Source organism: Paenibacillus sp. BK720, from assembly GCF_011761545.1.
Taxonomy (GTDB): domain Bacteria; phylum Bacillota; class Bacilli; order Paenibacillales; family Paenibacillaceae; genus Pristimantibacillus.
This window is the reverse complement of the sequence record NZ_JAASRQ010000011.1, coordinates 14,586-29,927: the sequence shown is the minus strand read 5'-3', so window position 1 is coordinate 29,927 and position 15,342 is coordinate 14,586. Positions and strand designations below refer to the sequence as shown.

The 15,342-nt window shown below is 47.9% G+C and carries 26 protein-coding genes; all 26 read left to right on the top strand.

Annotation, left to right across the window (positions count from 1 at the left end; all coding sequences use genetic code 11):
* The first annotated feature begins 44 nt into the window (after window positions 1–44).
* On the top strand, window positions 45–1,235 hold the full coding sequence (gene tuf, locus FHT67_RS28335; protein ID WP_127497486.1) for an elongation factor Tu: 1,191 nt from the start codon (window positions 45–47) through the stop codon (window positions 1,233–1,235).
* A gap of 181 nt (window positions 1,236–1,416) precedes the next feature.
* Window positions 1,417–2,475 (top strand): ABC transporter substrate-binding protein, encoded by a 1,059-nt coding sequence (locus FHT67_RS28330; RefSeq protein WP_132313324.1) that lies wholly within the window; start codon window positions 1,417–1,419, stop codon window positions 2,473–2,475.
* 121 nt (window positions 2,476–2,596) lie between these two features.
* Complete coding sequence (locus tag FHT67_RS28325; RefSeq protein ID WP_208403675.1) at window positions 2,597–3,460, top strand: ABC transporter permease; 864 nt, start codon at window positions 2,597–2,599, stop codon at window positions 3,458–3,460.
* A complete protein-coding gene (locus FHT67_RS28320; RefSeq protein WP_167202039.1) occupies window positions 3,460–4,254 on the top strand; it encodes an ABC transporter ATP-binding protein in 795 nt (264 codons plus the stop codon). The genes FHT67_RS28325 and FHT67_RS28320 overlap by 1 nt, the downstream gene beginning before the upstream one ends.
* A 388-nt stretch (window positions 4,255–4,642) precedes the next feature.
* Window positions 4,643–4,951 carry a 30S ribosomal protein S10 gene (rpsJ, locus tag FHT67_RS28315; protein WP_006676490.1) on the top strand — a complete coding sequence of 103 codons (309 nt, stop codon included), beginning with the start codon at window positions 4,643–4,645 and terminating at the stop codon, window positions 4,949–4,951.
* A gap of 39 nt (window positions 4,952–4,990) precedes the next feature.
* The gene (rplC, locus tag FHT67_RS28310; RefSeq protein WP_132313328.1) at window positions 4,991–5,614 is read left to right on the top strand and encodes a 50S ribosomal protein L3; all 624 of its coding nucleotides are present in this window, start codon (window positions 4,991–4,993) and stop codon (window positions 5,612–5,614) included.
* 27 nt (window positions 5,615–5,641) lie between these two features.
* Complete coding sequence (rplD, locus tag FHT67_RS28305) at window positions 5,642–6,265, top strand: 50S ribosomal protein L4 (protein WP_132313330.1); 624 nt, start codon at window positions 5,642–5,644, stop codon at window positions 6,263–6,265.
* Entirely contained in the window at window positions 6,265–6,558 is a 294-nt protein-coding gene (rplW, locus tag FHT67_RS28300; RefSeq protein ID WP_127497493.1) for a 50S ribosomal protein L23, read from the top strand. Before rplD ends, rplW begins: the two co-directional genes overlap by 1 nt.
* 17 nt (window positions 6,559–6,575) lie before the next feature.
* Window positions 6,576–7,406 (top strand): 50S ribosomal protein L2, encoded by an 831-nt coding sequence (gene rplB, locus FHT67_RS28295; RefSeq protein WP_132313332.1) that lies wholly within the window; start codon window positions 6,576–6,578, stop codon window positions 7,404–7,406.
* Window positions 7,407–7,472: 66 nt separating this feature from the next.
* Entirely contained in the window at window positions 7,473–7,751 is a 279-nt protein-coding gene (gene rpsS / locus FHT67_RS28290; RefSeq protein ID WP_127497498.1) for a 30S ribosomal protein S19, read from the top strand.
* 42 nt (window positions 7,752–7,793) lie between these two features.
* The gene (rplV, locus tag FHT67_RS28285; RefSeq protein WP_015847219.1) at window positions 7,794–8,129 is read left to right on the top strand and encodes a 50S ribosomal protein L22; all 336 of its coding nucleotides are present in this window, start codon (window positions 7,794–7,796) and stop codon (window positions 8,127–8,129) included.
* Window positions 8,130–8,142: 13 nt separating this feature from the next.
* Window positions 8,143–8,805: a 30S ribosomal protein S3 gene (gene rpsC / locus FHT67_RS28280; protein ID WP_015847218.1), complete on the top strand. Its 663-nt coding sequence runs from the start codon at window positions 8,143–8,145 to the stop codon at window positions 8,803–8,805.
* Between the two features lie 2 nt (window positions 8,806–8,807).
* The gene (gene rplP, locus FHT67_RS28275; RefSeq protein WP_015847217.1) at window positions 8,808–9,242 is read left to right on the top strand and encodes a 50S ribosomal protein L16; all 435 of its coding nucleotides are present in this window, start codon (window positions 8,808–8,810) and stop codon (window positions 9,240–9,242) included.
* Window positions 9,232–9,432, top strand: a complete 201-nt coding sequence (gene rpmC / locus FHT67_RS28270; RefSeq protein ID WP_091190718.1) for a 50S ribosomal protein L29 — start codon at window positions 9,232–9,234, stop codon at window positions 9,430–9,432. The genes rplP and rpmC overlap by 11 nt, the downstream gene beginning before the upstream one ends.
* A gap of 58 nt (window positions 9,433–9,490) precedes the next feature.
* Window positions 9,491–9,754 carry a 30S ribosomal protein S17 gene (rpsQ, locus tag FHT67_RS28265; protein ID WP_015847215.1) on the top strand — a complete coding sequence of 88 codons (264 nt, stop codon included), beginning with the start codon at window positions 9,491–9,493 and terminating at the stop codon, window positions 9,752–9,754.
* A gap of 48 nt (window positions 9,755–9,802) precedes the next feature.
* Window positions 9,803–10,171 (top strand): 50S ribosomal protein L14, encoded by a 369-nt coding sequence (gene rplN / locus FHT67_RS28260; protein ID WP_015847214.1) that lies wholly within the window; start codon window positions 9,803–9,805, stop codon window positions 10,169–10,171.
* Between the two features lie 68 nt (window positions 10,172–10,239).
* A complete protein-coding gene (gene rplX / locus FHT67_RS28255) occupies window positions 10,240–10,593 on the top strand; it encodes a 50S ribosomal protein L24 (protein WP_208403667.1) in 354 nt (117 codons plus the stop codon).
* A 31-nt stretch (window positions 10,594–10,624) separates the two neighbouring features.
* The gene (gene rplE, locus FHT67_RS28250; protein ID WP_091190722.1) at window positions 10,625–11,167 is read left to right on the top strand and encodes a 50S ribosomal protein L5; all 543 of its coding nucleotides are present in this window, start codon (window positions 10,625–10,627) and stop codon (window positions 11,165–11,167) included.
* Between the two features lie 26 nt (window positions 11,168–11,193).
* Complete coding sequence (locus FHT67_RS28245; RefSeq protein ID WP_015847211.1) at window positions 11,194–11,379, top strand: type Z 30S ribosomal protein S14; 186 nt, start codon at window positions 11,194–11,196, stop codon at window positions 11,377–11,379.
* A 31-nt stretch (window positions 11,380–11,410) separates the two neighbouring features.
* Window positions 11,411–11,809, top strand: coding sequence for a 30S ribosomal protein S8 (rpsH, locus tag FHT67_RS28240; RefSeq protein ID WP_015847210.1), 399 nt, complete (start codon window positions 11,411–11,413; stop codon window positions 11,807–11,809).
* Between the two features lie 30 nt (window positions 11,810–11,839).
* Window positions 11,840–12,382 (top strand): 50S ribosomal protein L6, encoded by a 543-nt coding sequence (gene rplF, locus FHT67_RS28235; RefSeq protein ID WP_132313334.1) that lies wholly within the window; start codon window positions 11,840–11,842, stop codon window positions 12,380–12,382.
* Between the two features lie 61 nt (window positions 12,383–12,443).
* The gene (gene rplR, locus FHT67_RS28230) at window positions 12,444–12,812 is read left to right on the top strand and encodes a 50S ribosomal protein L18 (protein WP_132313336.1); all 369 of its coding nucleotides are present in this window, start codon (window positions 12,444–12,446) and stop codon (window positions 12,810–12,812) included.
* A gap of 30 nt (window positions 12,813–12,842) precedes the next feature.
* Entirely contained in the window at window positions 12,843–13,340 is a 498-nt protein-coding gene (rpsE, locus tag FHT67_RS28225) for a 30S ribosomal protein S5 (protein ID WP_015847207.1), read from the top strand.
* 13 nt (window positions 13,341–13,353) lie between these two features.
* A complete protein-coding gene (rpmD, locus tag FHT67_RS28220) occupies window positions 13,354–13,533 on the top strand; it encodes a 50S ribosomal protein L30 (protein WP_015847206.1) in 180 nt (59 codons plus the stop codon).
* A 44-nt stretch (window positions 13,534–13,577) separates the two neighbouring features.
* Window positions 13,578–14,018, top strand: a complete 441-nt coding sequence (gene rplO / locus FHT67_RS28215) for a 50S ribosomal protein L15 (protein WP_015847205.1) — start codon at window positions 13,578–13,580, stop codon at window positions 14,016–14,018.
* Complete coding sequence (secY, locus tag FHT67_RS28210; protein ID WP_167202038.1) at window positions 14,019–15,320, top strand: preprotein translocase subunit SecY; 1,302 nt, start codon at window positions 14,019–14,021, stop codon at window positions 15,318–15,320.
* Window positions 15,321–15,342 lie beyond the last annotated feature (22 nt).

Here is a 15,342-nt window from a genome sequence, read left to right as displayed (position 1 = left end):
GCCCACACATAAAATTTCAGTTATATTAAGGAGGATTAAGTTCAATGGCAAAGGCTAAATTTGAACGTAATAAACCGCACGTAAATATCGGTACTATCGGTCACGTCGACCATGGTAAAACTACTTTGACTGCTGCTATCACTACTGTACTTTCCAAAAAATACGGTGGCGCGGCAATCGCTTTCGACCAAATCGACAAAGCTCCTGAAGAGCGCGAGCGCGGTATCACGATCTCGACAGCTCACGTTGAGTATGAGACTCCTAACCGTCACTATGCTCACGTTGACTGCCCAGGTCACGCCGACTACGTTAAAAACATGATCACTGGTGCTGCTCAAATGGACGGCGCTATCCTGGTTGTATCCGCAGCTGACGGCCCTATGCCGCAAACTCGCGAGCACATCCTTCTGTCCCGCCAAGTAGGCGTACCTTACATCGTTGTATTCCTGAACAAATGCGACATGGTTGAAGACGAAGAGCTTCTTGAACTGGTTGAGATGGAAGTTCGCGACCTTCTTAACGAGTACGAGTTCCCAGGCGACGACACTCCAATCATCCGTGGTGCAGCTCGTGAAGCTCTGCAAAACCCAGATGGTCCTTGGGCTGACAAAATCGTTGAACTGTTCGAACAAGTTGACACTTACATCCCAACTCCTGAGCGCGACACAGCTAAGCCTTTCCTGATGCCTGTCGAGGACGTATTCACAATCACTGGCCGCGGTACAGTTGCTACTGGCCGTATCGACCGTGGTGTGGTTAAAGTTGGCGACGAGGTTGAAATCGTTGGTCTGGCTGAAGAAACTCGCAAATCCGTTGTTACGGGCGTAGAAATGTTCCGTAAACTGATGGATTCCGCTCAAGCGGGCGACAACATCGGCGCACTGCTTCGTGGTGTAGACCGTAAAGACATCGAGCGTGGTCAAGTACTGGCTAAACCGGCTTCGGTTAAACCACACACTAACTTCACTGCTCAAATCTACGTTCTGACTAAAGAAGAGGGTGGCCGTCATAAGCCTTTCTTCACTGGTTACCGTCCACAATTCTATTTCCGTACAACTGACGTAACAGGTATCATCAACCTGCCAGAAGGTACAGAAATGGTTATGCCTGGCGACAACATCACAGTTACTGTAGAACTGATCGCTCCAATCGCGGTTGAAGAAGGAACTCGTTTCTCCATCCGTGAAGGCGGCCGTACTGTAGGCGCTGGCGCTGTTGCAACTATCCAAAAATAATTAGGTGCGGCATTAGCCGCGCTTTAAGAAACCCTCTGCCTCGGCAGAGGGTTTTTTAATTTCCAGATAAAACCCACCATTGACGTATATCTTTACATGCCATTAGAATTAATGGATAAGCGTCTATCGACGTTATTCGAAGTATTCAGACAAATATCCAACTGGGAGGGGCAAACTAAAAATGAAAAAGAAATGGTTGGTACCGCTTGCTTTAGTACTTTTGCTCGTTACAGCAGCATGTGGAAACAGTGGCAAAAGCAACAACGAAAACAGCAGCTCCGGCAACGCCGCAAACGCAGCTAATTCGGATGCGAAGAAATCGTATAAGATCTCGATTTCTCAGATTGTTGAACATCCTTCGCTCGACGCAACGAAGGAAGGTTTTCTTGCAGCGTTGAAGGATGCCGGTTTTGTTGAAGGGGATAATTTGACGGTAGACTTTAACACCGCGCAAGGCGATCAAACGAATAACCTGTCGATCGCTCAAAAAATCGCCGGCGCAAAAGCCGATCTGGCTCTCGGTATCGCAACTCCATCGGCACAGGCGCTTGTGCAAGCCTACACGAATGCGGGCAACAAGGGTCCGGTATTGTTCGCAGCCGTAACGGATCCGCTTTCCGCTGATCTGGTTTCCGATCTGGATGCTCCCGGAGGCAACGTAACTGGCGCTTCCGATACGAATCCAGATGCGGCCGTACAGCTGATGGATTTCATTGCAGCTAATTTCCCTAACGTGAAGAAGGTTGGCTTGGTTATCAACAAAGGCGAGAGCAACGCGGTTGTTATGGCTGCTACCGCTAAAGAAGCACTTGCTAAACACAACATCGAATTGATCGAGGCACCGGTTACAAACACTTCCGAAGTAAAACAAGCCGGTGAATCGCTGATCGGTAAAGTAGACGCCATGTACATCACGCTTGATAACGTAGTCGTATCCGGCGTAGACGCGCTATTGCAATTGGCGAAGCAAAACCATATCCCGTTCTTCTCCAGTGACCGCGATACGGTTGAGAAAGGCGCTTTTGCTACTGTAGGCTTCAAATACTACGACCATGGATACCAAGTAGGCCAAATGGCCGCTGAAATCCTGAAGGGTAAAAATCCGGGCGAGATGAAAGTGACGAAGCCGGACAAGCTGGATCTGATTCTGAACCTGAAGGCGGCTGCCGATGAAGGTATCACGGTAACGGACGCCATGAAAGCCGGAGTTAAAGATCCGGATAACAATATCATTCAATAACAAGTTGAGAACGGGGTAAACGCTCCCTTGCGTTCATCCCGTTCTCTTATTATGTGGAGGAGGTGCCCCGGTGCCAGTATGGTTAAATGGTGCTTTTGAGCTAGGTTTGCTTTATTCCTTAATGGCTCTAGGCGTCTATATTACATTTCGCATCCTTGATTTTCCCGATCTCACGGTTGACGCAAGCTTTACAACCGGAGCAGGGGTAGCAGCAGTTCTGATAACGAACGGCACTTCGCCATGGCTCGCATGCCTTGCGGCATTTGGCGCCGGAGCTGCCGCAGGTGCGATTACAGGCTTGCTGCACACGAAAGGCAAAATCAACGGATTGTTATCCGGTATTCTAATGATGATCGCGCTCTATTCCGTCAACATGCGGATTATGGGCAAGCCGAACATCGGACTTATGGGATCGGATATCTCGACTGTTTTTTCGGGAGTCAAGGTACTTGTGCTTATGCCGATTGTCGTTGTTATTATTAAGGTACTGCTTGATTTGTTCTTCAAGACGGATCTTGGTTTGAGTCTTCGCGCAACAGGCGACAACGAGCGGATGATCCGCAGCTTTGGCACCAATACAGACACGACAAAGATTATGGGCATTGCTTTATCGAACGGTTTGGTTGCATTGTCGGGTTCTTTCGTAGCCCAGCAAAGCGGATTCGCCGATATTACGATGGGTGTCGGGATGATCGTTATCGGTCTCGCATCGGTTATTATCGGTGAAGCTCTGTTTGGAGCAAAAACCGTATTCCGGGCGACGCTCGCCGTTGTACTAGGCTCGATTGTCTACCGCATTATTATCGGCCTTGCTTATCAAAGCGATTTCTTCGAAGCATCCGATCTTAAACTGATCACAGCGGTTATCGTCATTATCGCGCTTGTCTTCCCGTCTTTGCAGAAATCGTGGAAACAAAAGAGATTGGCCCAAAAACGCACAGCGTCTCTTTTGAATAGCGTTGAACAAAAAGGGGGCGGACGCTGATGCTGGAAATATCCAAGGTATCAAAGCTTTTTAACCCGGGGACATTAGATGAAAAGACGGCACTCGTGAATACGAACCTGGCGATGAAGCCGGGAGATTTCATTACGGTTATCGGCAGTAATGGCGCGGGCAAGTCGACACTGATGAATATCATTTCAGGCGTAATGAAGCCCGACATAGGAGAGGTCCGAATCGAGGGCAAAAATATTAGCAATCTGCCGGAATTCCGCAGAAGCAAATGGATTGGCCGCGTGTTCCAGGATCCTATGGCCGGTACCGCGCCACGGATGTCCATTGAGGAGAATCTGGCGATGGCCTATACACGAGGGAAGCAGCGCGGTTTCTCGCTTAGCATCAACCGTGGACGGCGCGCTATTTTCCGGGAGCAGCTTTCTCGTCTCGGTATCGGACTCGAGAATCGCTTAAGCGCCAAGGTTGGCCTCTTGTCCGGCGGTGAACGTCAGGCGCTTAGCCTTCTGATGGCTACCTTTACGAAACCGCAGATTCTTTTGCTCGACGAGCATACGGCTGCTCTTGACCCGGCACGTGCGGAGCTCATCACGACATTAACCGAAACGCTTGTGCGCGAGATGAACCTGACAACCTTGATGGTTACTCACAACATGGAACAGGCGATCCGTCTCGGCAACCGGCTCATCATGATGGATAAAGGCAGAATCATTCTTGAGGTTAACGAAGACAGGAAAAAAGATCTGACGGTAGAACGTCTGCTTGGCGAGTTCGAACAGATCAGCGGCAAAAAAATGGCCGACGACCGTGTCGTCCTTGGCTAATCGTTCTTTCAAGAGACGCAATGGCGAATTTCGCTGTTGCGTTTCTTCTATTATATAGAAGCTATTTATTAGGTCAAAAATGGATTTGAGAGTTTGTACATAATCGTGTAATATAGGCGAAGTGGAAAACACGGTTCGTCCAAGGCGGCGGACGCGGGAAAGTCGAACATAAATCGTTGTTGCGCCAAGCTGAGTAAAGATAGGAAAAGAGATAACTTTTCCCTTGCATTTGCCCAGCTGTTTCGGTATAATATTGACTGTTGGTCTGTGACGTTGCGATGATGTGAGAGGTTGCCGACACACCCGGCCCCTTTGCCATGGGGCATGTGCCGGGTTTTCTCACGGAGTATGTCCGATAATAAATTGGGCGATAGAAGGAGGGACTTATATGGCAAAGCAAAAGATTCGTATTCGCTTGAAAGCATACGATCACAGAATTCTTGATCAATCCGCTGAGAAAATCGTGGAAACAGCAAAACGTTCCGGTGCAGGCGTATCCGGGCCGATTCCGCTTCCTACGGAAAAGCAAGTCATCACAATTCTCCGTGCGGTGCACAAGTACAAGGATTCCCGGGAGCAATTCGAAATGCGTACACATAAACGCTTGATCGATATTGTTAACCCAACGCCGCAAACGGTTGATGCGTTGATGCGCCTGGATTTACCATCCGGTGTAGATATCGAAATCAAACTGTAATAAGCATAACTGATCATTGAAAGGAAAAGAGGTGTCAACATGAAAGGTATCTTAGGGAAAAAACTTGGTATGACGCAAGTGTTTACCGCTGAAGGTAACGTCGTTCCTGTAACGGTTATCGAAGCTGGTCCTTGTGTAGTTCTCCAGAAGAAAGATCAAGAGAACGATGGTTATGAAGCCGTACAACTCGGTTTCTCCGATAAGAAAGAAGCTAGAGCGATCAAGCCGGAAATCGGCCACGCAAAGAAAGCTAATGCAGCTCCTAAGCGCTACGTTCGTGAAATTCGCGGAATTAACTTGGGCGAATATGAAGTTGGCCAAGAAGTGAAGGCTGATTTGTTCGCAGAGGGCGAGTTTGTTGACGTAACAGGTATTTCGAAAGGTAAAGGCTTCGCCGGCGTTATCAAACGTTGGGGACAAAGCACGGGTCCTATGGCTCACGGTTCCCGTTACCATCGTGGTCCTGGTTCCATGGGTTCGATTCAAGCGAACCGCGTACCAAAAGGGAAACACCTTCCTGGTCACATGGGTCATGAGACAGTTACGATTCAAAAACTCGAAATTATCCGTGTAGACGCTGAGCGCAATGTGATCCTTGTTAAAGGCTCCATTCCAGGTCCTAAAAACGGTTTCGTAAAAGTAAAACAAACAGTTAAGAACTAATTGCTTACAAGAAAGGAGGAACAAGAAATGCCTAAAGTTACAGTATTTAACGTGAGTGGCTCTGAAGTTGGTGAAATCGAATTGGCCGACAGCGTATTCGGTATCGAGCCTAACTCTCATGTTCTGCATAGCGCTGTACTGCTTCAGCAAGCTGCTGAGCGTGCAGGCACGCACAAAACAAAAGGACGCTCCGAAGTACGCGGCGGCGGTCGTAAGCCTTGGAAACAAAAAGGTACTGGCCGTGCTCGTCAAGGTAGCATTCGTTCGCCACAATGGGTTGGCGGCGGTACAGTATTTGGACCGACTCCGCGCTCTTATGGCTTTAAACTTCCTAAGAAGGTTCGCCGTCTGGCGATTAAATCCGCATTGTCTTCCAAAGTGATCGCTAACGAGATCGTCGTTCTTGATCAATTGGCATTCGCGGCTCCTAAAACAAAGGAATTCGCAGCAATCTTGAACAACCTGAAAGCTGATCGCAAAGCGCTTGTTGTTTTGCCAGCTTATGATGACAATGTAGCATTGTCCGCTCGCAATATCCCAGGCGTGAAATTCGTCGCTGCTGACGGCATTAATGTTCTGGACGTATTGGTGCATGACAAGCTCATCATCACGAAAGAAGCGGTAGAGAAAGTACAGGAGGTGTTTGCATAATGAAAAATCCTCGCGATATTATCAAACGCCCTGTTATTACGGAGCGCACTAGCGACTTCATGGCGGTTAAACGCTACGTGTTCGAAGTTGACCTTCGTGCGAACAAAACCGAAATTAAAGATGCTATCGAGCAAATCTTTAAAGTAAAAGTAACGAGCGTTAATACAATGCGTGTTGCAGGTAAGCCGAAGCGTTACGGCAAGTACAACGGCTACCGTCCTGATTGGAAAAAAGCAATCGTTCAGCTGAGCGCTGACAGCAAAGAGCTTGAGTTCTTTGAAACGTCTGTATAGAAAAGGAGGGAAACAAAGTGCCAATCAAAAAGTATAAACCGACTTCCCCGGCTCGTCGTAACATGTCCGTTTCGACTTTTGAAGAGATCACAACAAGCACACCGGAGAAATCCTTGCTTGCTCCGCTTTTCAAAAAAGCTGGTCGTAATAACCAAGGTAAAATTACAGTTCGTCACCATGGCGGCGGACATAAACGTAAATACCGTATCATCGACTTCAAACGTACAAAAGATGGTGTTGTAGGTAAAGTTGCTTCGGTCGAGTACGATCCAAACCGTACTTCCAACATCGCTCTGATTCACTACGTTGATGGTGAGAAAGCTTACATCATCGCACCTAAAGGTCTGAAAGTCGGCGATCAAGTTGTTTCCGGTCCTGATGCTGACATCAAAATCGGTAACGCTTTGCCACTTATCAACATTCCAGTGGGTACAGTTATCCACAACATCGAACTGAAACCAGGCAAAGGCGGACAATTGGTTCGCGCGGCTGGTACAGAAGCTCAACTTCTTGGTAAAGAAGGCGACTATGTATCGATCCGTCTGTCCTCCGGCGAAGTTCGTCGTATTCTGAGCACTTGCCGTGCAACAATCGGTTCCGTTGGCAACGAAGATCACGAACTCGTGAAAATCGGTAAAGCCGGCCGTTCCCGTTGGATGGGCAAACGTCCTGAAGTTCGCGGCGTAGTAATGAACCCGAACGATCACCCACACGGTGGTGGTGAAGGCCGTGCTCCAATCGGTCGTAAATCCCCTATGTCTCCTTGGGGCAAACCGACTCTTGGTTTCAAAACACGCAAGAAGAAAAAAGCATCGAGCCAATATATTATTCGTCGTCGTACGAAGTAATAATCGCTTGGTTGCAAGCTGCGTGACCGATGGTCGCGCTACGTTTCCGCGAAGGGAGGACTCCAAATGGGTCGCAGTTTGAAAAAAGGTCCGTTTATCGACGGCCACCTGCTCAAAAAGGTCGAGGAATTGAACGAAACGAACAAGAAAGTCGTGATCAAGACTTGGTCCCGTCGCTCGACAATTTTCCCACAATTCATCGGTCACACCATTGCAGTCTATGACGGCCGCAAGCATGTACCGGTTTATGTAACGGAAGATATGGTTGGACACAAGTTCGGTGAGTTTGCACCGACTCGTACCTACAAAGGCCATGACGATGACAAGAAAACAGGTAAGAGATAATCTGCCTGAATTATTTTTTAATGTATGAGAGGAGGTTCATCCATGCCAGAAGCTAAAGCGCACGCTAATTTCGTACGCATTGCTCCTCGTAAAGCGCAGCTGGTTGCGGACTTGATCCGTGGCAAGCAAGTAGGTGAAGCGATCGCGATTTTGCGTCATACACCGAAATCTGCTTCCCCAATCCTGGAGAAGTTGCTGAACTCTGCTATTGCTAACGCTGAGCATAACTACCAATTGGACGTGAACAAACTGGTTATCACGCAAGCATTCGTGAACCAAGGTCCGACAATGAAACGTTTCCGCCCTCGTGCAATGGGACGCGCAAGCCGGATCAACAAAAGAACCAGCCACATCACATTGGTTGTATCTGAAAAATAAGGAGGGATAACGTGTGGGTCAAAAGGTAAATCCGGTCGGTCTTCGTATCGGGATTATCCGTGATTGGGAATCCAAATGGTACGCTGGCAAAGACTTCGGCGATCTTCTGTTGGAAGACGTGAAAATTCGTGAATACCTGAAGAACAAACTGAAGGATGCAGCAGTATCCCACATCGAGATCGAGCGCGCGGCTAACCGCGTTAACGTAACGATTAACACTGCTAAGCCAGGCATGGTTATCGGCAAAGGCGGTTCTGAAGTAGAAAGCCTTCGTACGGAGCTTGGCAAAATCACTAAAGGCAAAAAAGTTCACATTAACATTTCCGAAATCAAACAAGCAGATCTGGACGCTATTCTTGTAGCTGAAAGCATCGCGCAACAACTGGAGCGTCGTGTTTCTTTCCGTCGTGCTTTGAAACAAGCGATCCAACGTTCGATGCGTGCAGGCGCTAAAGGGATTAAGACTGCTGTCAGCGGTCGTCTCGGCGGTGCTGAAATTGCTCGTTCGGAAGGCTACAGCGAAGGTACAGTACCGCTTCATACACTGCGCGCAGACATCGACTACGGCACAGCTGAAGCACATACAACTTACGGCCGTATCGGCGTAAAAGTATGGATCTATCGCGGCGAAGTCCTTCCAGCTAAGAAGAAAGCTCCCCAGGAAGGAGGCAACTAATCATGTTGGTACCTAAACGTGTCAAACACCGTAAGCAACAACGCGGAAATATGAGAGGTCGCGCTAAAGGCGGCACTGAAGTAGCTTTCGGCGAATACGGCTTGCAAGCTCTTGAACCAACTTGGATTACGAACCGTCAAATCGAAGCGGCTCGTATCGCAATGACTCGTTATATCAAACGTGGCGGTAAAGTGTGGATTAAAATCTTCCCTCATAAACCGATCACTCAAAAGCCTCTCGAAGTTCGGATGGGTAGCGGTAAAGGTAACGTTGAGAAATGGGTTGCAGTCGTGAAACCAGGCAAGATCATGTTCGAACTGGCTGGTGTTTCCGAAGAAGTCGCTCGTGAAGCGATGCGCCTCGCGTCCCACAAACTGCCGATCAAAACGAAGTTCGTGAAACGCGAAGAAGTAGGTGGTGAAGCAAATGAAAGCTAGTGAATTTCGCAACCTAACCTCTGCTGAGATTGAACAAAAAATCGCTGGTTTTAAAGAAGAGCTTTTCAACCTTCGTTTCCAACTGGCTACTGGCCAACTGGAAAGCCCGACACGTATTCGTGACGTGCGTAAGAATATCGCTCGCGCTAAAACCATTTTGCATGAAAGACAACTCGGTATCAGCAGCTAATTTAGCTGTCCTTGACTCTTGACTTAGGGTTACCAAGGTTTAAGGAAGGAGGAAGAACATGAGCGAACGTAATGCCCGCAAAGTTCAAATCGGTAAAGTCGTTAGCGATAAAATGGACAAAACAATCGTAGTTGCTGTTGAAACATACAAAAAACACGATCTGTACCATAAACGCATCAAATACACGAAAAAGTTCAAAGCGCATGATGAGAACAATCAAGCGAAAATTGGCGATATCGTGAAAATCATGGAGACTCGTCCACTTTCGAAAGACAAACGCTTCAGACTGGTAGAAGTTGTTGAAGTGGCAGTTGTCCTTTAAGATGTTATAATCAGTGAATGAGCATTTTCCCGGAAGGAGGACGTTGAGATGATTCAACCATTTACTCGTTTGCGTGTTGCTGACAACTCCGGAGCTAAAGAACTGATGTGTATTCGTGTTCTTGGCGGTACTGGCCGTCGCGTAGGCGCTATCGGTGACCTGATTGTGTGCTCTGTAAAACAAGCAACACCAGGCGGCGTTGTCAAAAAAGGTGACGTTGTTAAAGCTGTTATCGTTCGTACGAAGCGTGCAGTTCGTCGTAAAGACGGTTCTTACATCGCATTCGATGAGAACGCAGCTGTAATCGTTAAAGAAGATAAGAGCCCGCGCGGTACTCGTATTTTTGGACCTGTTGCCCGTGAGCTTCGCGATAAAGATTTCATGAAAATCGTATCGCTTGCACCAGAGGTTATCTAAGACAAGTGCCCTGGTTTAACAGGGATCGCGATATAGCCTGAAAGCTTAGTGAGCAGGAGGTGTAATCAATGCCAAGACTGAAAAAGATTCTTGAATCGCACAACAACAAGCTGCACGTTAAAAAGGACGACACGGTTATCGTCATCTCCGGTAAGGACAAAGGCAAAAAAGGCCGTGTAATCGCTGCGTATCCGCGTGAGAACCGCGTACTCGTAGAAGGCGTGAACTTTGTTAAAAAGCACACTCGTCCGTCCCAAGTGAACCCACAAGGCGGAATTATCGAGCAAGAAGCTCCAATTCACGTTTCCAACGTGATGCACATTGATCCGAAGAGCGGTAAAGTTACTCGTATCGGATACAAAGTGCTGGACAACGGCAAAAAAGTCCGGGTCGCAAAACGTTCCGGCGAAGTGATCGACTAATCGTTACTGTAGGAAAGGAGGTCCATAAAAAATGGCAGCAAGATTGAAAGATAAATTTCTTAACGAAATTACGCCTGCATTGATGCAGAAGTTTAACTATACGACTGTAATGCAAGTGCCGAAGATCGAGAAAGTTGTCATCAACATGGGTGTTGGCGAAGCGGTTGCTAACTCCAAAGTGCTTGATGTCGCTGTCGACGAGCTTCGTCAAATCTCCGGTCAAAAGCCGGTAGTAACTCGTGCGAAGAAGTCCATCGCGGGCTTTAAGCTTCGTGAGAACATGCCAATCGGGGTTAAAGTAACACTGCGCGGCGAGCGCATGTACTACTTCCTTGACAAGCTGTTCAACATCTCGCTTCCACGCGTACGTGACTTCCGCGGTGTATCGACGAAAGCATTCGACGGTCGCGGTAACTACACGCTTGGCCTGAAAGAGCAACTCATCTTCCCAGAGATCGAGTATGATAAAGTTGATAAAGTTCGTGGTATGGACATCGTCATCGTCACGACGGCAAAAACGGACGAAGAATCTCGTGAACTGCTTACCCAAATGGGCATGCCGTTTGCGAAGTAATCCACTTCTAGGAGGTGTAATACCAAGTGGCAAAAACTTCGATGAAAGTGAAGCAACAACGTACACCGAAATTTCAAGTGCGTGCCTATACGCGCTGTGAACGTTGCGGCCGTCCGCACTCTGTTTTGCAAAAGTTTAAAATTTGCCGGATTTGTTTCCGCGAATTAGCATACAAAGGCCAGATTCCTGGCGTTAAAAAAGCAAGCTGGTAATCAGCCTAGTTCGGGAAGGAGGTTAACACAAATGGTTATGTCTGATCCGATTGCAGATATGCTGACACGTATTCGCAACGCGAATGTCGTTCGTCACGAAACCGTGGAATTGCCCGCTTCGAAAGTTAAGAAGCAAATCGCAGAAATTCTGAAACGCGAGGGCTTCATCCGCGATGCTGAATATATCGAAGACAACAAACAAGGGATTATCCGTATTTTCTTGAAATACGGCCCTAACCAAGAGCGCGTTATCACTGGTCTGAAACGTATTTCTAAACCAGGTCTGCGCGTTTACACGAAATCGACTGAAATCCCTCGCGTTTTGGGTGGTCTGGGAATTGCTATCATTTCCACATCCAAAGGGGTTATGACCGATAAAGAAGCACGCCAAGGCAAAGCAGGCGGCGAAGTCGTTTGCTACGTTTGGTAATTAACTAGTCACAAGATTGGAGGTGTAACAATGTCCCGTATTGGTCGCAAACCGATCCAAGTGCCTAACGGCGTTAACATTAACTTGGAGAACTCGGTTATTACTGTAAAAGGACCGAAAGGATCCCTTACTCGTGAAATTCACAAAGACATGAAAGTGAACATCGCTGAGAACGAGATCGTAGTCGAACGTCCTTCTGACAATAAATTGCATCGTTCTTTGCACGGCACAACTCGCAGCATCATCGCTAACATGGTGAGCGGTGTTACCGAAGGTTTCTCCAGAAACCTTGAGCTGGTAGGCGTAGGTTACCGTGCGAATAAAACTGGCGATAAGATCGTTCTTAACGTTGGTTATTCCCACCCAGTGGAGATTGTTCCCGAGGCTGGCATTGAGTTCGAAGTACCATCGAATACGAAAATCACTGTTCGTGGTATCGACAAAGAGCGCGTAGGCGCTGTTGCTGCTCAAATCCGCTCCGTTCGTGAGCCAGAGCCTTACAAAGGCAAAGGTATCAAGTACGAAGGCGAACGCATCATCCGCAAAGAAGGTAAAGCTGGTAAGAAGAAATAAGCAGTCTGATTGGGCTGCTTAAAATAGCGGTATAAGGCAGAAGGAAAGGAGTGAACCTTGAATGATTACGAAAGGCGATAAAAACAAGGCTCGTCTGAAAAGACACTTGCGTGTTCGTAAAAAAATCAACGGAACGGTAGCTCGTCCACGTCTCTCTGTATTCCGTTCGTCGAAGCATATCTATGCTCAACTGATCGATGACGTACAAGGCGTAACGCTTGCATCCGCATCCACAGTGGATAAAGAACTGGCAGAAGCTATCGGCAACGGCGGCAGCGTTGAAGCAGCTCGCAAAGTTGGCGAATTGATCGCAAAACGCGCTCAAGCGAAAGGGGTATCCCAAATCGTATTTGACCGTGGTGGTTACTTGTATCATGGCAGAATTCAGGCGCTTGCTGAAGCAGCACGCGAAGCTGGTCTGGAATTCTAGTCGAATTTACTTATAAGGAGGTTAATCGACTTGCGTGTAGATCCAAATACGTTAGAACTGACTGAAAAAGTTGTCCACATCAACCGCGTTGCTAAAGTTGTTAAAGGCGGACGTCGTTTCAGCTTTAGTGCACTCGTAGTTGTCGGCGACGGCAAAGGCTACGTAGGCGCAGGGATCGGTAAAGCGGGCGAAGTACCTGATGCGATTCGCAAAGGTATCGAAGACGCTAAGAAAAACCTGATCCACGTTCCACTCGTAGGAACAACAATTCCCCATCTTGTAGTTGGACATTTCGGTGCAGGTGAAGTTCTTCTGAAACCGGCATCCAAAGGTACAGGTGTTATCGCCGGCGGTCCTGTTCGTGCAGTGCTCGAACTGGCTGGTGTAGGCGATATCCTGACGAAATCGCTTGGTTCTTCGAACTCCATGAACATGGTTAACGCAACGCTTGAAGGTCTTTCCCGCCTGAAGCGCGCGGAAGATGTTGCGAAGCTTCGTGGAAAAACTGTCGAAGAGCTGTTAGGTTAAGGAGGGGAATAGGATGGCAAAATTGCAAATCACCCTCGTTCGCAGTGTGATCGGCCGTAACGAGAAACAACGCGCGACTGTTGAATCCTTCGGCTTGAAGAAAATTCACCAATCCGTTGTTTTGAACGACAGCCCGGCTGTTCGCGGCATGATCAATGCCGTAAGCCACTTGATCAAAGTAGAAGAAGTGTAAGCAACTCGCTTGCTATAAGAAATAAATAAGGAGGTGCAAGAACGATGAAATTGCATGAACTCGCACCAGCACCAGGCTCCACGCAAGTGGCAAAGCGCAAAGGTCGCGGTATTGGCTCCGGTAACGGTAAAACATCTGGTAAGGGTCATAAAGGTCAAAACGCTCGTTCCGGCGGCGGTGTACGCCCTGGTTTCGAGGGTGGCCAAAACCCATTGTACCGTCGTTTGCCGAAACGCGGTTTCAATAACCGTTTCCGCACTGAGTACGCTATCGTTAACATTGAAGAGCTGAACAAATTTGCAGCAGGTTCCGAAGTTACTCCAGAAGTTCTTCTTGAGCAAGGGATCATCAAAAATCCTTTGGCGGGCATTAAGATCTTGGGTAATGGCGAAGTTAAGGTTCAATTGACTGTAAAAGCAAACAAGTTCTCTCAATCTGCGGTAGAGAAAATCCAGGCTGCCGGCGGTAAAACCGAGGTGATCTAATTGTTTAACACCGTGTCCAACATTTGGAAAGTGGCGGATTTGCGCAAGCGGATCCTTTTCACCCTTTTCATACTGCTTGTTTATCGCATCGGAGCTTTTATTCCGGCGCCAGGCGTTGACAAAGATGTATTCAAACAGGTTGACCAATCCGGTGTGAATCTGTTCGGTTTGCTTAACACGTTCTCCGGCGGTGCGTTGTACCACTTCTCCATTTTCGCGATTGGTATCGCTCCTTACATTACGGCTTCGATCATCGTACAGCTGTTATCGATGGACGTTATCCCTAAATTCGCTGAATGGGCGAAGGAAGGCGAGAACGGGAAGAAAAAGCTCGCGCAGATTACACGTTACGGCACGGTAATCCTTGGTTTATTGCAAGGTTTTGCAACAGCAATCGGCTTCAATCGTCAATACAACTACGAAATGGTTCCTAATGCGAATTTTGTCGATTACTTGCTCATCGCTCTCGTTTTGACAGCGGGCGTATCATTCCTGATGTGGCTTGGCGAGCAAATCACGGAGCGCGGTATCGGCAACGGTATCTCGATTCTGATCTTTGCCGCTATCGCAGCAAGCATTCCGCAGCATATTCGTACGATCTATTCGACAGAATTCGCGTCGCAAGACGGCAATATGTTCTGGAGCATTGGCAAAGTTGTACTGATCGCAGTGGCGATTGTACTGATTATTGTAGGGGTAATCTTCGTACAACAAGGCATCCGTAAGATTCCGGTTCAATATGCTAAACGCGTAGTTGGCCGGAAGATGTATGGCGGTCAATCGACTCACATACCAATGAAAGTGAACGGCGCAGGTGTTATTCCGGTCATTTTCGCAATTTCGTTATTGATGTTCCCGGCAACAATCGCCCAGTTCTGGTCTGGTGCCGCTTGGGCGAATTGGATCATGCATAATCTGACGTACACGCAGCCGCTTGGCATGGTACTGTATGTTCTGCTGATCATCGGGTTCACGTTCTTCTATACATTCGTACAGATCAATCCGGTTCAGATGGCGGATCAGATGAAGAAGAATGGCGGTTACATCCCAGGCATTCGTCCTGGCAAACCAACTTCCTCTTATTTGACTCGCGTATTGTCGCGGATTACGCTGACGGGTGCGATTTTCCTGGCCGTTATCTCCTTGTTGCCAGTGGTGTTCGGCGAAATCGCCGGATTGCCTGCTTCGGTAAGACTTGGCGGTACCTCGCTTCTTATCGTAATCGGCGTTGCGCTTGATACGATGAAGCAAATTGAGAGCCAGTTGATAAAACGCCATTACAAAGGGTTTATCAATAAATAACAATAGGTTCCGACCGGGATTC